We start from the raw sequence: 18,459 nt of genomic DNA on the forward strand, positions 1-18,459 counted from the left end.
TTCCGCCTGCGTGAAGTGTCCGACAGCTACCTGCGCCATAGCATCGACTACGACGCCAACGGCAACCGCCTGTCCGACACGTATTGGGACAAGGTCATCTACGCCGATGGAGGCACGGCCGCCGGCTTCACCACGGAACGGTACACCTACGACGCCATCAACCGCCTGACCACGCTGCGGCGCGACGGACTGCTGCTGGACGCGCGCTACTACGACGGCGCCGACCGCGTGGTGCTCAGCGGCATCGACGGGTCGCTGGGCAAGGCGTTCTTCGACCGGTCCGGCCTGGCGGGCGAACAGCGCCGCAACGTCTACGACGGCGCCGGGCGGCTGTATTCGGCGCGGGTGGTCAACGCGAGCTGCTGGGGACGACCGGGCCAGCGGCGGGCGCGGACGATTTCACGCCAGCGTTCCGGCCGATCGACGGGGGCAACCCGTCGGCCAGCCCGGGTTCGTATCGGATCCAGGCGGGCGACACGCTGCAGAGCATCGCGCAGCAGGCGTATGGCGATAGCCGATTGTGGTACCTGGTGGCCGAGGCCAATGGCCTGGCCAGCGACCGGGATCTGCGGGTTGGGGCGACGGTCACGATCCCGAACCGGGTGTCGGGCAACCACAACGACTACAAGACGTTCAAGCCGTATGACCCGGGCAAGTTGATCGGGGATACGCAGCCGACGATGCCTGTGCCGAAGCCGGATAGCGGGGGCGGTGGTGGGTGCGGCGGGATCGGGATGATCATCGTTGCCGTGGTGGCGGTGGTGGCGACGGTGTTGACGGCGGGGGCGTTGGCGCCTGCGGCCGCGGCAGCAGCCGGCGCTGCGGGCACCGCGGGCGGATTGGCCGGGACGATGATGACGGGGGCGGCGATTCTCACAGGAACCGCGACCGGCATATCGGGCATGGCAGCGATTGGCCTTAGCGTGGCCGCTGGCGCCATAGGTAGTGTTGTCAGCCAAAGCGTTGGCATGGCCATTGGTGCACAGTCCAAGTTCAATTGGAAGGGCGTGGCCGTCAGTGCGGCGGCGGCTGGCGTGACGTCGGGTGTGGGAACTGGCATGGGCGGTGGCAGCTTCTTCACTGTAAATAACGCGGCGAGTACAGCGGCCGTTGGCGCGTGGGGAATGGCAGGCCGTGCAGTGATGAGTTCTGTCATCAGCCAAGGTATTGGGGTGGCGACGGGGTTGCAGTCGCAGTTCAACTGGACCAACGTAGCGGCCGCCGGCATCGGCGCTGGTGTCGGTTCGGCTGTTGGAGCGCAGGTGTTCCCGAACGCGTCGGATTTCAGTGAAAGACTGGCGCGTGGTTTTGTGGCGGGAGCAGTTGGCGGCGTTGCTGCATCGGTGTTGTCGGGCGGCAAGGCGAATTACTTGCAGATTGCCACTGACGCGTTTGGGAATGCGTTGGGGAATTCGGTGGTGGAGGAGCTCGCCGCGCAGACTTTGGGGGCCGGACGGGACAGCGTGCAGCTACGCGGTATTCGTGTGGACGAAAAAGATCTGCCTGCTTGGGCACGTGAGACAGGTGTACAGGAAATTCCCAAGGTTGCACCGCAGCAGTTAAATGATGCGATGTATGACGCGCTGGTTGCAGAGTTCGCAAGAGCCCGAGATGGGGAGGGAAGACCGTCTGGCGATGGGACGCTAGTTGCGGGGCCAGCAATGATGGCAAGGCAAGCCCCTAAGGAGGGAGATGAAAATATTGTGACCATGCCGGGAACGACGGCATACTCGGATGACACGTGGGAATTTGAAGGAATCCCGCGAGGCTTGCTACTTAGTCCAGGCACGCAGTTCGGCGTAAAGGGTGCTCCATGGGAGCAGCAGAAGTTCTCTGGCGCCGCGGGTTCGACCAGTTTCTTGGATGACTTCAACCGAGGATTCAATGGCGGGCATTTGGGCGTAATGGAGGGTCCCAATCCGAGCTTTGGGGTGACAGCGGGGGATGCCGCACGGGAGTTCTGGGGAGGCACCAAGGCGCTTTGGTCGTCCATGAGCGGAGCGGGCAGCGTTGATCGCATGTCCAGCAATTGGCAGAACGGAAACTACGGCCAGGCGGTGCTCTATGGACTAAAATCCTTGGGTGAAGCGGGTTCTACCGTGTTTGGGCTTGGGTTGACGAGAGCCTCAATGGTAGGCGAGCAGATCATTTTCAATAAGTTTTCTGCTGCTAGCACGCAAAACACATTTGCCGTCCGTGCTGATACAACAGCGGCTGCTTTTGAAGGGATACTCTACCCGAAAGATAAGCTGAATCAGCTTGTGAATTATTTAGAACGTCGTGGCGTCAGCGTATATGGTACATCGGGTAATCCCAGATTTGATGGAAATTGGAACGGAACAGGGACTATGTATCTTCCTGCCAATCCCACCGCTCTGCAAGTTAAACACGAACTTTCTCATTATTTGGATTTCAAGGCAAAAATAGGCGCTGCGGAAGATGTGAGGAGTGGGGTTCAGGCTTATGTAAACATGGGTAGATTGGGGCGGGAGGAATCTGTGCTTAATCGGCTGCAAGGAAATAGAATTTGGCAGCAATTAAATAGTGCGGAAAAAGAGTTTTCTATTGGTTATGTTGATAGGCTTAAGATGGGTGAGGGTAAATGACGGAATCTCAATGTCTAGAGCTGGCTGAGAAATATTTAATGTTAAATAAAATTGGCCATTTGAAACCGGGCTGGGTTGAACGAAGGGAGCGGGATCGATGGGAAGCAGTATTTTCTGTTCCTGAAACGGTTGATCCCAGCATAGCTGTTGTGGATCCTCCGGATGTTAGATTGTGGGTTGGTATTCATGATGGCTTTGTTGAGTTTATTCCGCAAATGTAAAGCCGCGTGGTCAATTGTGACGCTATTCTTACAGCTCCTGCCATGTTTGCCGGGGCTCGAGAGTTGCTCATTTACATGAGTTGGCGTGACTGACCTGCTCTGAGAAATTCGTACCACTGGGTATTTGAGAAAATAGCTTCTGACGCGAGAAGGAAGCGAGATGAAGAAGGCAAGGTACAGCGAAGAGCAGATAGTTCGGATACTGCGGGAGGCTGACCGAGACCCGATGGCAGACGTGGCCAAGCGGCACGGAGTGAGCGAGCAGAGCATCTATGGCTGGCGCAAGCGTTTCGGGGAGTTTGGGGTGGACGAGGTGCGCCGGCTCAAGGAAATAGAGACCGAGAACGCTCGGCTGCGCAAGCTGCTGGTCGAGCGGGATCTGGAGATCGAGGCGATGAAGGAGGTCAACCGCCGAAAGTGGTGAGGGTACAGGTTCGGCAGGAGCAAGCCCGTCTGGTTTGCTCGCTTGGGGTTTCCCAGCGCCGGGCCTGTACGCTGTATGAAGTGTCTCGTTCGGGTTTGCGTTATGAGCCGAGCAAGGCGATCGCGGACGCGCCGGTCGTGGCGAGGATGAAGGCGCTCTCGGCCCAGTATCCCTGGTATGGTTATCGGCGGATCAGCATATTTCTGGCCCGGGAGGGGCACACGATGAGTATGTCCCGCGCGTGGCGATTGTGGAACGTGGCGGGGCTGCAAGTGCCCCATAAACGGCCTCGGCGCCGCGTGGCAGCTTCTCGCCCGCGACCGCTGACGCCGGCGCGAGCCAACCAGGTCTGGTCCTATGATTTTGTCTTTGACGCGAGCGCCAACGGTCAGCAGATCGAATGCCTGACGCTGGTCGATGAGTACACGCGGGAATGCCTGGCTATTGATGTGGCCGGGTCAATTCGCTCACGCAGAGTGATCGAGATATTGACCCGCGTCATCAGTGACCGCGGAGCTCCCCGATATCTGCGTTCGGACAATGGCCCGGAGTTCGTCTCGCGCGCCTTGCTGCAATGGATTGCGGATCAAGGCATTGAGACGGCGCTGATCGACCCGGGCAAGCCCTGGCAGAACGGCACGACCGAGAGTTTTAACGGTAAGCTGCGCGACGAGTGCTTGAATATGGAATGGTTCCGGAGCCGGACCGAGGCACGCATCATGATCGAAGACTGGCGCGAGCATTACAACACTGTCAGGCCGCATTCCAGTCTGGGCTATTTGACACCGCAGCAGGCCGCCCAGGTCGCTGCATCAGGATTACTAACCGAAGCTAAATTCCAAATCCCGGTGGTGTGAAAAATCCGAGCAGGTCACTCAGCCAGGCGCCACGTCCCGGCACCGGCGAAGTCGCTCAGGGGGGCCGCCGCGATTTCGCCAGTGTCCGCCCCAGTTGCTTGCGGCGCCACACCAGAACACCCGTCACCGATAGCATCACCACCACCCACCCCAGCAGGCACGCGAAGATCCGGTAAGGCAGCCCGAACACATGGGCCATGTGCAGCGCCCCCAGCCAGTTGCTGAAAGTGTCGCCCCACGCGCCCCGCGTCGGCAGGTAGACGCCACGGGGTTCGCCGCTGTCGGCGTCGATCAGGGTGGCCGTGTTGCCAACGTGGCGGCGCAGGTCGGCATCGCTGTGCACCAGATAGCCGTAGAGGCCGCGGCGGCGGTCCAGCATCAGCATTTCCTCGCCGTCCACGGTGAAGCCGCGTTCGCGCGCCAGGTCGGCCATGGCGCGGCGCGCCGCGGCCAGCGCCGCCGGCCCCTGCAACGCCGGCGTCACCAGCGGCGCCGGCCGCGCGGGTGCGCCGCGCCAGGACGTGTCGAAGGGCATGATGGTCGACATCACCGGCTGGTAGACCTGGTCGCGCAGGTTGAACATGACGCTGGACCAGGCATACACCAGCAGCAGCGCCCATAGCCACAGGCCGAAGGCGCGGTGCAGGTCCAGGGTGCGGCGCGTCGTCGAGGCGCCGCGCTTGATCAGCCAGGCGGGCCGCCAGCCGCGCCAGAAGCCCTGGCGCCTCGCGCCCGGCGCGGGCAGCGTCAGGTAGAAGCCCACGACGCAATCCAGGGTCCAGACCAGCGCCACCACGCCATACAGCAGCCGGCCCCAGATGCCTGGCAGCGTCAGGTCCAGATGCAGGCGGTAGATGAAGGGCAGCAGGTTCTCGCGTGCCAGCGATGCCACCCCCTCGTTGCGCCAGCCCAGTACTTTGCCGCTGTAGGGGTCGGCGAAGGCATGGGTGGCGGCCAGCGGCAGCGCGCGGCCGCTGGCCGCATCCCGTTGTGGCGACAGCCGGAAAACCACCGCGCGGTCGGCCTCGCGCCGCAACGGCACCTGGTCGACGACGGCCCAGGGCAGTTGCTGGCGCACCGATTCGCGCAGCGCGAACGGGTCCAGCATGGTTCGTCCGTCGCCGGGCGCCAGGAACCACTGCGGATTGAGCCACGCATCCAGCTCTTCCTTGAAGGCCAGGATGCTGCCGGTCAGGCCGGCCACGCACAGGAACAGGGCGGTTGCCAGCCCCGCCCAGCGGTGCACGCGGACCCAGAACGGGCGTGCCGCGCCTGCCATCGCGTCCTCAGTACTTCGCGTTCAAGGTCAGCAGGAAGGCCTGCGGTTCACCGAAGACGTTTTGCGAGCGGGGCGAGCTGATGGTGGCGTAGTACTTGCGGTCGAACAGGTTGGTAATGTTGAGCGCCACGTTCAGGTTGCGGCTGATCTCGTAGCCGAACTTCAGGTCCACGGTGGCGAAGCCGCCTTGTTCGAGCCGCGCGCCGTTGTACTGGGGCAGCGCTACATACGTGCCGCTTTGCACGTTGACGCCGCCGCCGACGGTGTAGCGATGCCAGTCGCCCGGCAGGCGATAGTCGGTCCAGAGGCGCAGCAGGTGGCGCGGCGCGATGGCGGTCACGTTCGAATCGTACGAAGCGCCCTGGTCCACCCGCGCCTGCAGCCAGGTATAGCCGGCATAGACATTCCAGCCCGGACGCAGTTGGCCATTGACCTGGAGTTCGAAGCCGCGGTTGCGCGTCTTGCCGTTGGCCGTGTACTGGGTCGTGGAGTCGGCGGCCAGCGTGGCGCGATTCTGGTCGCGGATCTCGAATACCGCGAACGAGGCGTTCAGCGCGCCATCCAGGTATTCGCCCTTGATGCCGGCCTCGACCTGCTTGCCTTCCAGCGGCTTGAGCATGTTGCCGTCCGCCGTCGAGTAGCCGTTCTGCGGCGAGAAGATCTCGGAATAGCTGGTGTAGACCGAATAGGTGTCGTTCAGGTCGTAGATCAGGCCCAGGTTCGGCGTGAACTTGCCATTGAACCTCGCATCCTGCGTTTTCTCGGTGGACACGGTGCGCTGGGTGGAGGTCAGATCCCACCAACTGTAGCGGCCGCCAGCCACCAGTGTCAGCGTATCGGCCAGCCGCAGGCGCAGGCTGGAATACAGGCCCCATTGCTGGGTGCGCGCGTGCGTGCTGTTGTTGAAGGCATAGTCGAGGCGGTCGAAGTCGGAGCGCGGCTGGGTGATGTCGATGCGCGGCGCCCAGGCGGGCGTGGGGTAGCTCCACTCGCTGTCGAAGCGGGAATCGGTGTAGTTGGCGCCTAGCGTCAGGTTGTGCGTGCGGCCAAAAAGCTGGAACGGGCCGTCGGCATAGGCGTCGTAGGAGGATTGCGTCTGCCGCGTCGGGCCCTTGGCCGACATCAGCTGGATCAGGTCATTCGCGGTATTGGCCGGCCCCCAGCCATAGGCCTGTTCACGGTCGAGTTTGTTCTCGGCATAGCGCCCCGACAGCTTGGCGGTCCAGCCGCTGGCCATGTGGTGTTCCAGGTCGGCGAAGGCCTCGGTGGTGGTGAACTGGTCGCGGTTCCAGTCGGCGCCGATGAAGGTCGAGCGCTTGATGTCGGCCAGCGCGAAACTGGGCTGGCCGTTGGCGCCCACCGTCATGGTGGCCGGCAGCGACCACATCGATGCATGGATGTCGCGCTTCTGGTTGCTGGCGCCCACCGTTAGGGTGGTGGCGGGCGTGAAGTCGTAGGCCAGCGCGCCGTACAGCACCGAGTGTTTCTCGTTGGTCTTGTCATAGAAAAAGCGGCGGTCCTGGTAGACCCCGACCAGCCGGCCGCGCAGCGAGCCATCGGCGTTCAGCCCGCCGGTCAGGTCCACCTGCGAGCGGTAGTTGTCCCACGAGCCCGCCGACACGCTGCCCTCGAATCCAAAGGCTTTCTCCGGCCGCTTGTGCACCAGGTTGATGGCCCCGCCCAGTCCGCCCGCGCCGTTGTACAGGCCGGCCGGGCCCTTGAGCACTTCGACGCGGTCGTATACCGCCAGGTCGCTCGAGGACAGCATGCGCCAGTCGTATTGCGTGGGGATGCCGTCGACCTGGTAGGAGGTCATGTCGAAGCCGCGCGAATGGAAGATCGAACGGCTGTTGTCGCGGCGTTCGACCGTGACGCCGGCGGTATTGCGCATGGCGTCGTCCAGCGTCTGCATCGCCTGTTGGCGTATGCGTTCCTGTGTCACCACGCTGACGGATTGGGGAATCTGCCGTTGCGTCAGGGCCGATTTCGAGCCCACGGTGGTGGGCGGGTTGTAGCGGTCCGCGGTCGCATCGGCCGTCACGGTGACGGCCGACAGGGTGCTGACCGACGGGGCGGCCGGGCGGATGATGAAGTGGCGTTCTCCGGTCTGTTGCGCGATCAGGCCGCTGCCGGCCAGCAAGGCCGCGAACCCGTCGGCGACCGCATACGTGCCACGCAGCGCCGGGGCCTGGCGCCCGGCCGTGAGCGACGCGTCGAACGAGAGCGTTACCCGGGCGGTGGCGGCGTATTGGTTCAGGGCGGCATCGAGCGGCGCGGCCGCCTGCTCGAACGCCATGGAGGCGGACTGGGCGTGCAGGGTGGGGGCGAACGCCAGTGCGGCGCACAGCGGCAGAAGGCGGAACAGGCGATAAGGTATGACGCGGGCAGGGCGGGACATGGCGGGTGCGATCCTGGTTCAAACTGGGGTTGTCATTCCCTATGTCGAGCGAGGTCGCCGAAACCCGTAACGCGCAGTGCGGGAAATTTGTAACGCCGGTCAGGCGGGCAGCACGCGGGTCCACAGTCCGGTGTAGCGCTGGACCCGCATGGGCAGCACGCGCGCCAGGGTGTCCAGGGCGCCGGGCAGGTCATCCAAGAGAAAGGCACCGGAAACGCGCAGGTCGGCCACCGCCGGATCACAACTGATCCAGCCGTGTTGGTACCGGGATAGTTCTTGCAGGAAGTCCGCCAGCCGCATGCCGCGCACCGTCAGCACGCCCTTGGCCCAGCCGTCGGCGTCGAATGGCGCGGCCGGCTGCCGCCCCACAGCGTGGTCGCTCACACGATAGCGGCCGCCGGGTTCGGCCAGTGTTTCGATGCCGCGCACGGGCGCGATGCGTAGTTCGCCGCCCAGCAATTCCAGCAAAGTGGCGTTGTCCAACTGGCGCAGCAGGAACCGAGCGCGCGTGCCGCTGAAGCAGGCTTGCCGCGTGCGCACTTCCCAGGTCGCATTCGCGCCGGTGTCCATGCGCATTTCGCCCGCCAGCAGGGTCAGCCGCAAGCCGCCCGGGTCGGCCCGCACCGCGGAATCGGTGTTTAGCCACAGCTCGGCGCCATCGGCCAGCGCGTAGCGGCGGCGCTCGCCCACCCCGCTGCGGTAATCGGCGGCATAGCGTTCCCATGCGCCGTCGCGCCATGCCAGCGTCAGCCCCGCGCCCGCCGCGCCCAGGCCCAGCATGGCCAGCAGCTGGCGTCGCCGCTGACTGGGCGCGGCGCGCAGGGCCGATGCGGCGGCCGGTCCCGCGGGCGATTCCGATACTGTCCGCAGATCCGTCTCGATGGCTTGCAATTGCCGCCAGACGCGCTCGTGCTCGGCGTCGGCCTCGCGCCAGCGCCGGCAGGCGTCGTGGTCGGCCGCGCCGGCGTTGCCTGAATTGAGCCGTACGGCGAAGGAAATGGCGCGTTCCAGCACGACGGCCCGATCAGCCATAGCGCAGCTCGTAGCAATGGCGGATGGCGGTGGCCATGTATTTTTCCACTGAACTGAGCGACACGCGCAGCGCCGCGGCAATGTCGGGATAGGTCATGCCGTCCAGCCGCGACATCAGGAAAGCCTTTTTCGCCTTCGCGCTCAGCCCATCCAGCATGCGGTCGATGCGCACGAGCGCTTCGAACAGCAGCGCGCGCGTCTCGGGAGACGGCGCATGTTCCTCTGGCAGCAGGGCGATTTCGTCGAGGTAGGCGCGTTCCAGCCGGCGGCGGCGGATGTGGTCCACCGCCAGCCCGTGCGCCAGTGTTGTCAGGTAGGCGCGTGGCTCATGCAGGGCGCGGGCGCGCTCTGGCTGGACCAGCAGGCGGTGGAAGGTGTCGTGCGCGATGTCGGCGGCATCGAAGCCGCAGCCCAGCTTTCGTCGCAACCAGGTCACCAGCCAGTGGTGATGGTCCGCATAGAGTGCGCACACGTGATCGTGATCCGGTGCCAGGCGGGCAGTCATGGAGAAAAGGGGGAAAGGAAGACTGAATTTCGATATTGAGAATCGTTTTTATTGTATCGGAAAACTTCCGCGGTGCACGCGGACGCCAGGCCAGGGCGGGCGGCAGCACCCGTCGCGGGCGCGTGACACGGTCCGACACGCGCTGCAAGGTTCGCCGCTATAAGGGAAATACCTATGTGCGTATTCGCAACACAAACGCGCATGAGAAAAGTTCGCATTACACTTCTTCGCTAATTATTTCTAACCCTTTTAGCAAGGAAGTCCGTTATGCAAGACCCGCGGCCCACCGGTATCCGCCCCGCCATTCGTCCACGCCTCGCCCTGCGGCGCACCACCGGCCTGGTGCTGATGGCGCTTGCCAGCGGTACGGCCGTGGCGCAGGAGGCGGGCGTCGCCACCTTGCCCGCCGTGCAGGTCCAGGCCGACGGCGACCCGACCACCACCGAAGGCACCGGCGCCTACACCCCGCGCGCCACGTCCGCCAGCACCGGTCTGCCGCTGTCGCTGCGCGAAACCCCGCAATCGGTCACGGTCGTCACGCGCCAGCGCATCGAAGATCAGGACATGCGTTCGCTGACCGACGTCCTGGGCAACACCCCCGGCATCTCGGTGCAGAACTACGACAGCGAGCGCTACAGCTTCAGCTCGCGCGGCTTCGCCATCAGCAACTACCTGTACGACGGTGTTCCCACCAGCTTCGACACTGGCTATGCCGCGGGCGAGTCCTCCATCGACCCCATCATCTACGACCGCGTCGAAGTGGTGCGCGGCGCCACCGGCCTGTTGACCGGCACCGGCAACCCCTCGGCCTCGGTCAATCTGGTGCGCAAGCACGCCACCAGCCGCGAATTCACCGCCGACCTGAGCGTCAGCGCCGGCACGTGGGACACCTACCGCGCCACCGCCGACCTGTCCTCGCCGCTGAACGCCAGCGGCAGTGTGCGCGGCCGCATCGTCTCGGCCTACCAGGACAATCATTCATACCTGGACGGCTACCAGAACCGCAAGAAGGTCTTCTACGGCGTGGTCGACGCCGACCTGACCGCGCGCACTACCTTGAGCGTCGGCTTCAACTACCAGGACAATGCGCCGCAGCGCAGTAGCTGGGGCGGCTTCCCGCTGTGGTACGCCGACGGCGGCCGCACCGATTGGAAGCGCTCGCTCAACACCGGCGCCGACTGGACCCAATGGGCCAGCACCACCGAAGGCGCCTTCGCCAGTCTGGAGCATCGCTTCGACAATGGCTGGCGCGTGCAGGCCGTGGGCTCGCATTCCAAGCACGAAATGGACGGCAAGCTGCTCTACCTGACCGGCTGGCCCGATCGCACCACGGGCTTGGGCATGGGGGCATCGGCCCAGCGCTATTACGGCGACCGCAAGCAGAACAGCCTCGATCTCAAGGCCTCCGGCCCCTTCACCCTGTTCGGCCGCCAGCACGAAGCCGTGGTCGGCGCCAGCTTCACGCGCCAGTACGCCGATTTCCGCAACCGTGGCGCTGTGTCGCCGGCCGCCGTTGGCAACTTCCTGGACTGGGACGGCTCGTACCCCGAGCCGCAGTGGAGCGACACCTCCACCCTGGCCAGCCGCTACACCACCAAGCAGGCCGGCTGGTACGGCGCGCTGCGCTTCAGCCTGGCCGATCCGCTCAAGCTGATCGTCGGCGGCCGCTACAGTACCTGGAAGACGGACGCGGTGGGGTGGGGCGGCAGCAGCAGGCAGGCCTTCGACAAGGACGCGTTCGTGCCGTACGCCGGCTTGCTGTACGACATCAACGAGAACTACACGGCGTATGTCAGCTACACCGAGATCTTCAACCCGCAGGACAAGCAGGACCGCAACGGCAACTGGCTCGATCCGCTGGAGGGCAAGGCGTACGAGGCCGGCATCAAGGGTGAATTCCTCGACGGCCGCTTGAACGCGTCGGCCGCGGTGTTCCAGATCAACCAGGACAATCTGGCGCAGGACGACGTCGGTTACCTGGTGCCGGGCACGCTCAACCAGGCCTCGCGCGCCGCCAATGGCACGCGCAGCCGCGGGTTCGACCTGGAAGTGTCGGGAGAAGTCACGCCGGGCTGGAACGTGGCGGCGGGGTGGTCGCATTGGACCGCGCGCGATGGCGACGGCAGCCCGATCCAGACCGACCAGCCGCGCAGCCTGGTGCGGTTGTTCACCACCTATCGGCTGCCGGGCGATTGGAACCGGCTGACGGTGGGCGGCGGCGTCAATTGGCAGAGCCATGTCTATACGATTGCCAACGGTCCCAATGGCAGCGAGCGCGTGGGGCAGGGCAGCTACGCCCTGGTCAACCTGATGGCGCGCTACAAGTTCGACAAGGGCCTGTCGGCGCAGTTGAACATCAACAACCTGATGGACCGCAAGTACTACTCGCAGATCGGCTTCTACAGCCAGGGCGCGTGGGCGGCGGGGCGCAGCGCCACGTTGACGATGCGGTATCAGTATTGAGGGCAAGCCCGGCCGGTTCGGCCGGGCTGACCGATCAGCCGGGGAGCGGCGCCCGCCATGCGTATCGCGGGATCACTGGCGGGGATACGAGCCCAGCAGCCGCATCTGCGGATGGGCTGCCAGGACGGATGCCAGCGGCTCCTGCAGGGCGTGGCCGGCCACCTCGATCAGGTAGCGGTGCGTGTCCAGCGTCTTCCCGCTGGGCCGCTCGTAAATGGTCAGCACCGGCACCTTGGCGTTCACCAAGGCCGCCAGTGTGCCGTTGAACGTGTCGTCGGATGCATCGACCCGCAGCGAGGTCTTGTCGCGCCCCGTTGGCGCGGGCAGGTCACGGCCCAGCACCCACCAGCGGGTCACGTTGTGCGGCCCGAACTCAATGCCGTCCACCAGCGGCTCCAGCGCGTGGATCGCCGCGCCGATGCGCGGCCCGAACGATGCCCTGTGGTGGCCTGGGCTGTCGGCCACCGCCTTGGCGGCGGCGCCGCCGCCCGTGGTTTCGGTACGCCTGACCCGCGGCATTTCGCGCTCGATCCATGGCTTGACCTCCTCGAACGCCACCGGGTGGGCCAGCACTTCCGTGATGTCGGCCAGCCGCGCGCCCGGTTTGGCCAGCAGGCTGTAGCTCAGCATCTTGGGATACTCGGCCACCACCGTCACCTCGGGCAAGTCCAGCACCGCGTCCAGGTACGGCGTGACGCCCACCACCGACGTGGTCACGGGCACGCATGCACGCTCGATCCGGCCGCGCTGGTAATCCTTGAACAGCTCGTCGCGCGACAGCGCCACCAGGCCATCGGGCCCGAACAGGTCCAGGCAGGCCTGGTGCGTCCACGAGCCCGCCGGGCCGAGATAGCCGGTGCGCACGACGCGGCCGGCCGCCGCTGGCAGCGCCGTCAAGGGGTGGCCGGACAACATCGATAGCAGGGTCTTGTGCATGATTGCTCCTTGGGGCGCGGGTCAGGCGCCGGCGTTGCCGTACGCGACCACGGCGATCTCGCGGAACGCATGGATCAGCGCCAGCCGCGGCGAGCCGCGCGACCAGATCAGGCCGAAGCGGCGCGGCTCGCAGGGTTCGGGCAGCGGCAGGGCCAGCAGACCGAGCCGTTCGATCGCGCCGTTGGTGGAGCGCGGCAGGATCGCCACCCCCAGGTCGCGGCTGACCATCACGGCGATGGACTCGATGGCATTCAACTCGAAACGCTCGCGCGGCGCGATGCCGACGCGCCGCAGGTAGTCGTCAACATAGCGTCCGCCCCAGTCGCTGCGCTGGTAGCGGATGAAGGGTTCCGTCGCCAGCAGGCTGTGCGGATGCCGCCCGGCATGGCGCGGCGCTGCCGCCAGCACATACGGTTCCTCGCGCAGCAATTGCCAGCCCAGGCTCTTGGACAGCGGGTAGGGCGCCTCCAGCGCGATGGCGGCGTCGAGTTCGCCGCTCTCGATGGCGGGATAGAAGCGCGCCGAATGGCCCGGCTGGATCTCGACGTTGATCAGCGGATGGCGCCGCACCAAGTGTTCCAGGATGGCCGGCACCATGGAATTGAGCGCCGTATTGCCAGCGCCCAGCCGCAACTCGCCCATCATCTCGTCGGAACGCGCCAGATAGCGGATCTTCTCGATGCGCTCCAGCACCTCGCGCATCGGCCCGATCAGTTCGGTGGCCTTGGCCGTCAGGTGCACGGTGCGGCCGGCCCGCGCCACCAGCGCCACGCCCAGGTCCTGCTCCAGCTTGCGGATCTGTTGCGCCACCGCGCCGTGGGTCAGCCCCAGGCGGCGCGCGGCCTCGGCCATGGAGCCGTGGCGTGCCACGGCGGCCAGCGTGTGCAGGAAGTCAGTGTTCATGATGATAGATATTCTATCGTTTTATCGTAATTTGGCTGTCCCCAGTCGGCCGTCTCCAACGCCACAATGCGGCCAGGAGACATCAATGCGAAGCAAGCTTTTCGTCCCGGCCTCGCGCCCGGAACTGTTCGACAAGGCCATGGCCAGTCAGGCCGATGCGCTGTCCTTTGACCTGGAAGATGCGGTCGCGCCGGCCCGCAAGCCGCAGGCGCGCGCCAGCCTGGCCGCCTGGCTGGGGGGCGCGGCGTTCGCCAGCGCCCGTGCACAATATGCCAAGAAAATTATCGTCCGCATCAATGGCGCCGACACCCCCGACTACGCCGCCGACCTGGCCGCGCTGCCGGGCCTGCCGATCGACCTGCTGAACCTGCCCAAGGTCGAAAGCGCCGCCGCGCTGCGCGCCGCCATCGACGACGCCAGCGATGCCGGCTTTGCCGGCGAATTCCTGGTGACGGTGGAGACCCCGCGCGCGCTGGCCGGCGCGGCGGAACTGGCGTCCGCCCATCCCCGTGTCGCCGGCCTGCAGTTGGGGCTGGCCGATCTGTTCGAGCCGCTTGGCATCGAGCGCTACCAGCCCGACACGCTGCGCGCGGTGATGCTGGCCCTGCGCCTGGCCGCCGGCTGCGCCGGCAAGTACGCCATGGACGCGGCCTATGCCCGCGTGCGCGATGGCGACGGCTTCCGGGCCGAGGCGCAACTGGCGCGCTCGCTCGGTTTCCTGGGCAAGTCCTGCGTGCATCCCAGCCAGATCGCCATCGCCAACGAGGTGTTCGGCTTCAGCGCCGAAGAGGTGGCCCAGGCCGAGCGCATCGTCTCGGCCAGCCGCGAGCACGAAGGCGTCGGCGCGTTCCTGCTCGACGGCAAGATGATCGATGCCCCGTTCGTGCGCCGCGCCCAGGACGTTTTGCTGGCCGCCGGCCGCCCCGCCTGAAACCGGCCACGAGACCGATAACGAGTGAATCAAGACATGCAGCAAGAATCCCCCGCCGACCTGCCGCTGGCCGGCATCAAAGTCCTGGACCTGAGCGCGTATATCGCCGGTCCCTACGGCTGCGCCCTGCTGGGCGACCTGGGCGCCGACGTGATCAAGGTGGAGCCGCCCGAAGGCGACAACCTGCGCAAATACCCCTCCACGCTGGAGACCGAGAGCCGCGCCTTTCTCGGCATCAACCGCAACAAGCGCGGCCTGTGCCTGAACCTGAAGGAAGCCGCCGGCCACGAGGTCCTGCTGCGGCTGGTGCGCGAGGCCGACGTGCTGGTCCACAACTTCCGCCCCGGCGTGCCGGAACGGCTGCGCATCGACTTCGCCACGCTGTCGGCGGTCAACCCGCGCCTGGTCTATTGCGCCATGACCGGCTATGGCGCGGTCGGCCCGATGGCGCGCCACGCCGGCTACGACCAGGTGCTGCAGTCCATGACCGGCATGTGCGCGGCCCAGGCCAAGGCCGACGGCCCGCCCGAAGTGCTGTATGGCTCGGTGGTCGATTACTACGGCGCCGCGCTGATCTCCAACAGCGTGGCGGCGGCCCTCTACCGCCGCGAGAAAACCGGGCGCGGCCAGGCGATCGACGTCTCACTGCTGGGCAGCGCCCTGGCGATGCAATCGGCCCGCCTGGTCTGGGCCGATGGCGAGCCGCGCCACGTCGAACGCGACATGCGCTCGGGCGGCATCACCGGCATCCATCCCACCCGCGAAGGCTATCTGTATCTGTCGGCCAACACGCCGCATTTCTGGCGCGCGCTGTGCGGCCACCTGAACCTGCCCGAACTGGCCGACCACCCCGATTACGACTCGGTGAGAAAGCGCGCGGCGCAGGCCGCCGTGCTGGTGCCCCTGGTGCGCCAGGCGCTGTCGCGCGCTTCGGCCCGCGAGTGGGCCGAGCGCTTCGGCCAGAGCGTGCCTTGCGCCGAGGTGCGCCCGGTCGAAGACATGTTCGACCACCCGCAGGTCGAGGCCATGGGACTGATGCGCCCTTACCGCAACCCGCAGGCCGGCGGCTACCTGGGCCTGGGGCAGTGGGCGCACTTCGGGGCCGCCGCCGAAAAACCGGCGGCCAGCCAGGCGGCGGGGCGGGGTGCGCCGGGCCTGGGCGAACACAGCGAAGGAATTCTGTCCACCCTGGGATACAGCGAACCGGAAATCCGCCAATTGTTGCAGTCGTCGGTGGTGCAATAGCCGCCACGACAAAATAAGACTCATCCGCCAACGAACGGGGAGACAACCGAATGCCCGCACGCTATCTGCACCGCCCCGAGGGCTCCAACTGGGGCGATTTCGGGGAAGACGACCAGCTCGGCACCCTGAATCACCTGGACCGCCAGGCGCGCCTGGCGGCTATCGCGGAAATTCGCGAGGGCTTGTCGTTTTCGCTGAGCCTGCCGCTGACGGTGCCGCGCGCGCCGGTGCTCAACCCGCGGCGCAAGGGGCCGCTGATCCAGCCCGCCGAAAAGAACGGCGTGCCGGTCTACCGCTATCCGCTGGCGCGGGACGTGCCCGGCGCCACCGACGTGGTCAGCGATGACCGTGTCACCTTGTCGCCGCAATACTCCACCCAGTGGGACGCCCTGGGCCACGTGGGGTCGATGTACGACGCCCACGGCACCGGCCAGGCCCAGCCCACCGGCTACAACGGCTTTGCCGTCAGCGAAGCGCGCGCCGAAGGCTTTACCGGCACGCAGGACCTGTCCATCGCGCCAATGGCGCGGCACGGCATCCAGGGGCGCGGCGTGATGGTCGACCTGCGCGCGCACTTCGGCGACGCGCACCGCAAGGTCTCGTACCAGGACCTGATGGACGTGATGCGCGCCGACGGCGTGCAGGCGCGGCCCGGTGACATCCTGTGCCTGCATACGGGTCTGGCCGACCTGGCGCTGTCCCTGGGCGACGATGAACAGGAACGCCTCAAGACCAGCTGCTGCGTGTTGGACGGCGCCGATGCGCAATTGCTGGCCTGGATCAAGGACAGCCGCATCGCCGCCATCGCCGCCGACAACCACGCGGTCGAATTGCGCAACCATCACCTGGATGCGGGCAGCGGGCCGTTGCTGCCGCTGCACGAACAATGCCTTTTTAAGCTGGGGCTGCCGCTGGGCGAACTCTGGCACCTGACCCCGCTGGCGCAATGGTTGCGCCAGCATGGCCGCCACGCTTTCTTCCTGACCGCCGCGCCAATGTACGTGCCCGGTCTGGTGGGCGCGCCGGTCAACCCCATCGCGACCGTCTGACCTCGGGCGGATCGCGCCGCGATCCTTGATCGATTCAACATCCCCGCAGGGGAGAAGTGAGGAGCACACATGAAGAAAACCCGTCACGCGGCCCTGGCCGCACTGCGTCCCGTCGCTGCCGCCCTGGGCCTGGCCTGCACCCTGGGCGCGGCCCAGGCCGCCGGTTATCCGGACCAGCCCATCACCGTGGTGGTGCCGTATTCCGCCGGCGGCGGCGCCGACAATGCGGCCCGCATCATCGCCCAGGGCATGGGCGAAGTCGCCGGCCAGAGCGTCGTCATCGAGAACAAGGGCGGCGCCAGCGGCTCCATCGGCGCCGCCTATGTGGCGCGCGCCAAGCCGGACGGCTACACCGTGCTCTATGACGCGTCCGCCTTCGCGATCAATCCCGTGCTGCGCAAGCTGCCCTATGACGCCAAGAAGGACTTCATTCCGGTTTCGCAAGCGGTCAGCGTGCCCAACATCTTGGTGGCCGCGCCCGGTTCGGCCTTCAACAATCTGCCCGACTTCATCAAGGCGGCGCGCGCGCACCCCGGCCGCTACACCTTTGCCTCCTATGGCCCGGGCAGCCTGGCGCAGATGGCCGCCGAACTGCTCAAGAAAGACGCCAAGATCGATGTGGTGCACGTGCCGTACAAGGGCGGCGCGCCCGCCATCGTCGACGTCATGGGCGGGCAGGTCGACGTCTATTTCGCCAACGCCGCCTCCAGCCTGAACTACGTCAGCGGCGGCAAGCTCAAGGCCCTGGCGGTGTCGTCGGCCAAGCGCATGCCGGAACTGCCCAACGTGGCCACGGTCAGCGAAAGCGGCATCAAGGACTTCAACGTGGTCGAATGGAATGGTTTCTTCCTGCCCGCGGGCACCGACCCGCAAGTCGTCGCTAAATTGCAGGACCTGGTGCAAAAGGCCCTGGCCCGCCCGGAGACCCGCGAAAAGCTCTCCAAGCTCGGCCTGACGCCGGTCGGCAGCAGCGCGGCCGACTTCGCCAAGTTCGTCGACGCCGAGCAGGTTCGCTGGGCCGAGGTGGTGAAAACCAATAACATCACGGTGAACTGATCGCCCCAAGGCGGGCGGCATCGCCGCCCGCCGGGTCGACGCAAGCACTCTGGGAGATGCCGCAATGAGCCGGGAAGACGATTTCGAGCGCGGCCTGGCCAACCGCCGCGCCGTACTGGGAGAAGAGTGGGTGCAGCGATCGCTGGACCGCGCCACCACCTTCACCGCCGACTACCAGAACCTGATCACCCGCTACGCCTGGCACGACATCTGGAGCCGCCCTGGTCTGCCGCACAAGGCGCGGCGCATGATGGTGCTGGCGGTGACCCTGTCGCTGGGTCGCTGGGAAGAATTCGAACTGCACGTGCGCGCCGCCCTGACCGCCAAGGACGATTCGCGGCTGAGCCCGGATGAATTGAAGGAAGTGCTGCTGCAGAACGCGATCTACGCGGGCGTGCCGGCGGCCAATACCGCATTCAATCTGGCGCAGGGGATTCTGCGCGAGGTGGCGGGGGAGATCGGGTATGTGGTCAAGCCGGCGGATGCGCGGGGGGCGGATTTGTTTGGAGGGGGCTAGGTCCGTGGGGTGCAATCTTCACAAGCTATTTCAATCG

General features: G+C 65.9%; 16 protein-coding genes. 10 read left to right on the forward strand and 6 right to left on the reverse strand.

The window, feature by feature from the left end:
- The first annotated feature begins 15 nt into the window (after positions 1 to 15).
- The 4 genes from K2W61_RS19785 to K2W61_RS19800 all read left to right on the forward strand — a co-directional run bounded on the left by K2W61_RS19785 (position 16) and on the right by K2W61_RS19800 (position 4,108).
- Entirely contained in the window at positions 16 to 660 is a 645-nt protein-coding gene (locus tag K2W61_RS19785) for a hypothetical protein (protein WP_236756382.1), read from the forward strand.
- The gene (locus tag K2W61_RS19790; RefSeq protein WP_236756383.1) at positions 603 to 2,606 is read left to right on the forward strand and encodes a hypothetical protein; all 2,004 of its coding nucleotides are present in this window, start codon (positions 603 to 605) and stop codon (positions 2,604 to 2,606) included. The genes K2W61_RS19785 and K2W61_RS19790 overlap by 58 nt, the downstream gene beginning before the upstream one ends.
- On the forward strand, positions 2,603 to 2,827 hold the full coding sequence (locus K2W61_RS19795; RefSeq protein ID WP_236756384.1) for a hypothetical protein: 225 nt from the start codon (positions 2,603 to 2,605) through the stop codon (positions 2,825 to 2,827). Before K2W61_RS19790 ends, K2W61_RS19795 begins: the two co-directional genes overlap by 4 nt.
- Before the next feature lie 160 nt (positions 2,828 to 2,987).
- Positions 2,988 to 4,108, forward strand: a protein-coding gene (locus K2W61_RS19800) for an IS3 family transposase (protein ID WP_236756385.1) whose coding sequence is annotated in 2 segments (ribosomal slippage) — positions 2,988 to 3,237 and positions 3,237 to 4,108 — 1,122 coding nt in all. Because the reading frame shifts where the segments join, the coding sequence is not laid out codon by codon here.
- A 55-nt stretch (positions 4,109 to 4,163) separates the two neighbouring features.
- Here K2W61_RS19800 and K2W61_RS19805 read toward each other — a convergent pair.
- The 4 genes from K2W61_RS19805 to K2W61_RS19820 form a co-directional block, all read right to left on the reverse strand.
- Positions 4,164 to 5,387, reverse strand: coding sequence for a PepSY-associated TM helix domain-containing protein (locus K2W61_RS19805; protein ID WP_236756386.1), 1,224 nt, complete (start codon positions 5,385 to 5,387; stop codon positions 4,164 to 4,166).
- Between the two features lie 7 nt (positions 5,388 to 5,394).
- Positions 5,395 to 7,785 carry a TonB-dependent siderophore receptor gene (locus tag K2W61_RS19810; RefSeq protein ID WP_236756387.1) on the reverse strand — a complete coding sequence of 797 codons (2,391 nt, stop codon included), beginning with the start codon at positions 7,783 to 7,785 and terminating at the stop codon, positions 5,395 to 5,397.
- A 99-nt stretch (positions 7,786 to 7,884) separates the two neighbouring features.
- Positions 7,885 to 8,817 (reverse strand): DUF4880 domain-containing protein, encoded by a 933-nt coding sequence (locus K2W61_RS19815; protein ID WP_175139688.1) that lies wholly within the window; start codon positions 8,815 to 8,817, stop codon positions 7,885 to 7,887.
- Entirely contained in the window at positions 8,810 to 9,322 is a 513-nt protein-coding gene (locus tag K2W61_RS19820; protein ID WP_175131446.1) for a sigma-70 family RNA polymerase sigma factor, read from the reverse strand. Before K2W61_RS19820 ends, K2W61_RS19815 begins: the two co-directional genes overlap by 8 nt.
- Positions 9,323 to 9,589: 267 nt before the next feature.
- On the opposite strand from K2W61_RS19820, the gene fhuE reads away from it, so the two are divergent.
- Entirely contained in the window at positions 9,590 to 11,785 is a 2,196-nt protein-coding gene (gene fhuE, locus K2W61_RS19825; RefSeq protein WP_175131445.1) for a ferric-rhodotorulic acid/ferric-coprogen receptor FhuE, read from the forward strand.
- Positions 11,786 to 11,857: 72 nt separating this feature from the next.
- On the opposite strand, the gene K2W61_RS19830 is transcribed toward fhuE, so the two are convergent.
- Together K2W61_RS19830 and K2W61_RS19835 are read right to left on the reverse strand one after the other, a co-directional pair.
- Positions 11,858 to 12,721: a prephenate dehydratase gene (locus K2W61_RS19830; RefSeq protein ID WP_419761610.1), complete on the reverse strand. Its 864-nt coding sequence runs from the start codon at positions 12,719 to 12,721 to the stop codon at positions 11,858 to 11,860.
- A 21-nt stretch (positions 12,722 to 12,742) separates the two neighbouring features.
- A complete protein-coding gene (locus K2W61_RS19835; protein WP_175131443.1) occupies positions 12,743 to 13,624 on the reverse strand; it encodes a LysR family transcriptional regulator in 882 nt (293 codons plus the stop codon).
- 85 nt (positions 13,625 to 13,709) lie between these two features.
- On the opposite strand from K2W61_RS19835, the gene K2W61_RS19840 reads away from it, so the two are divergent.
- From K2W61_RS19840 to K2W61_RS19860, 5 genes are all read left to right on the forward strand, one after another.
- Entirely contained in the window at positions 13,710 to 14,555 is an 846-nt protein-coding gene (locus K2W61_RS19840; RefSeq protein WP_175131442.1) for an HpcH/HpaI aldolase/citrate lyase family protein, read from the forward strand.
- A 36-nt stretch (positions 14,556 to 14,591) separates the two neighbouring features.
- Positions 14,592 to 15,800 carry a CaiB/BaiF CoA transferase family protein gene (locus tag K2W61_RS19845; RefSeq protein WP_175131441.1) on the forward strand — a complete coding sequence of 403 codons (1,209 nt, stop codon included), beginning with the start codon at positions 14,592 to 14,594 and terminating at the stop codon, positions 15,798 to 15,800.
- A gap of 50 nt (positions 15,801 to 15,850) precedes the next feature.
- Entirely contained in the window at positions 15,851 to 16,849 is a 999-nt protein-coding gene (locus K2W61_RS19850) for a cyclase family protein (protein ID WP_175131440.1), read from the forward strand.
- 69 nt (positions 16,850 to 16,918) lie between these two features.
- A complete protein-coding gene (locus K2W61_RS19855) occupies positions 16,919 to 17,905 on the forward strand; it encodes a Bug family tripartite tricarboxylate transporter substrate binding protein (RefSeq protein WP_175131439.1) in 987 nt (328 codons plus the stop codon).
- 64 nt (positions 17,906 to 17,969) lie between these two features.
- Complete coding sequence (locus K2W61_RS19860; RefSeq protein WP_236756388.1) at positions 17,970 to 18,422, forward strand: carboxymuconolactone decarboxylase family protein; 453 nt, start codon at positions 17,970 to 17,972, stop codon at positions 18,420 to 18,422.
- The last annotated feature ends 37 nt before the right edge of the window (positions 18,423 to 18,459 follow it).

The organism is Achromobacter pulmonis, assembly GCF_021733725.1.
In the GTDB taxonomy this organism is placed as follows: domain Bacteria; phylum Pseudomonadota; class Gammaproteobacteria; order Burkholderiales; family Burkholderiaceae_B; genus Achromobacter; species Achromobacter pulmonis.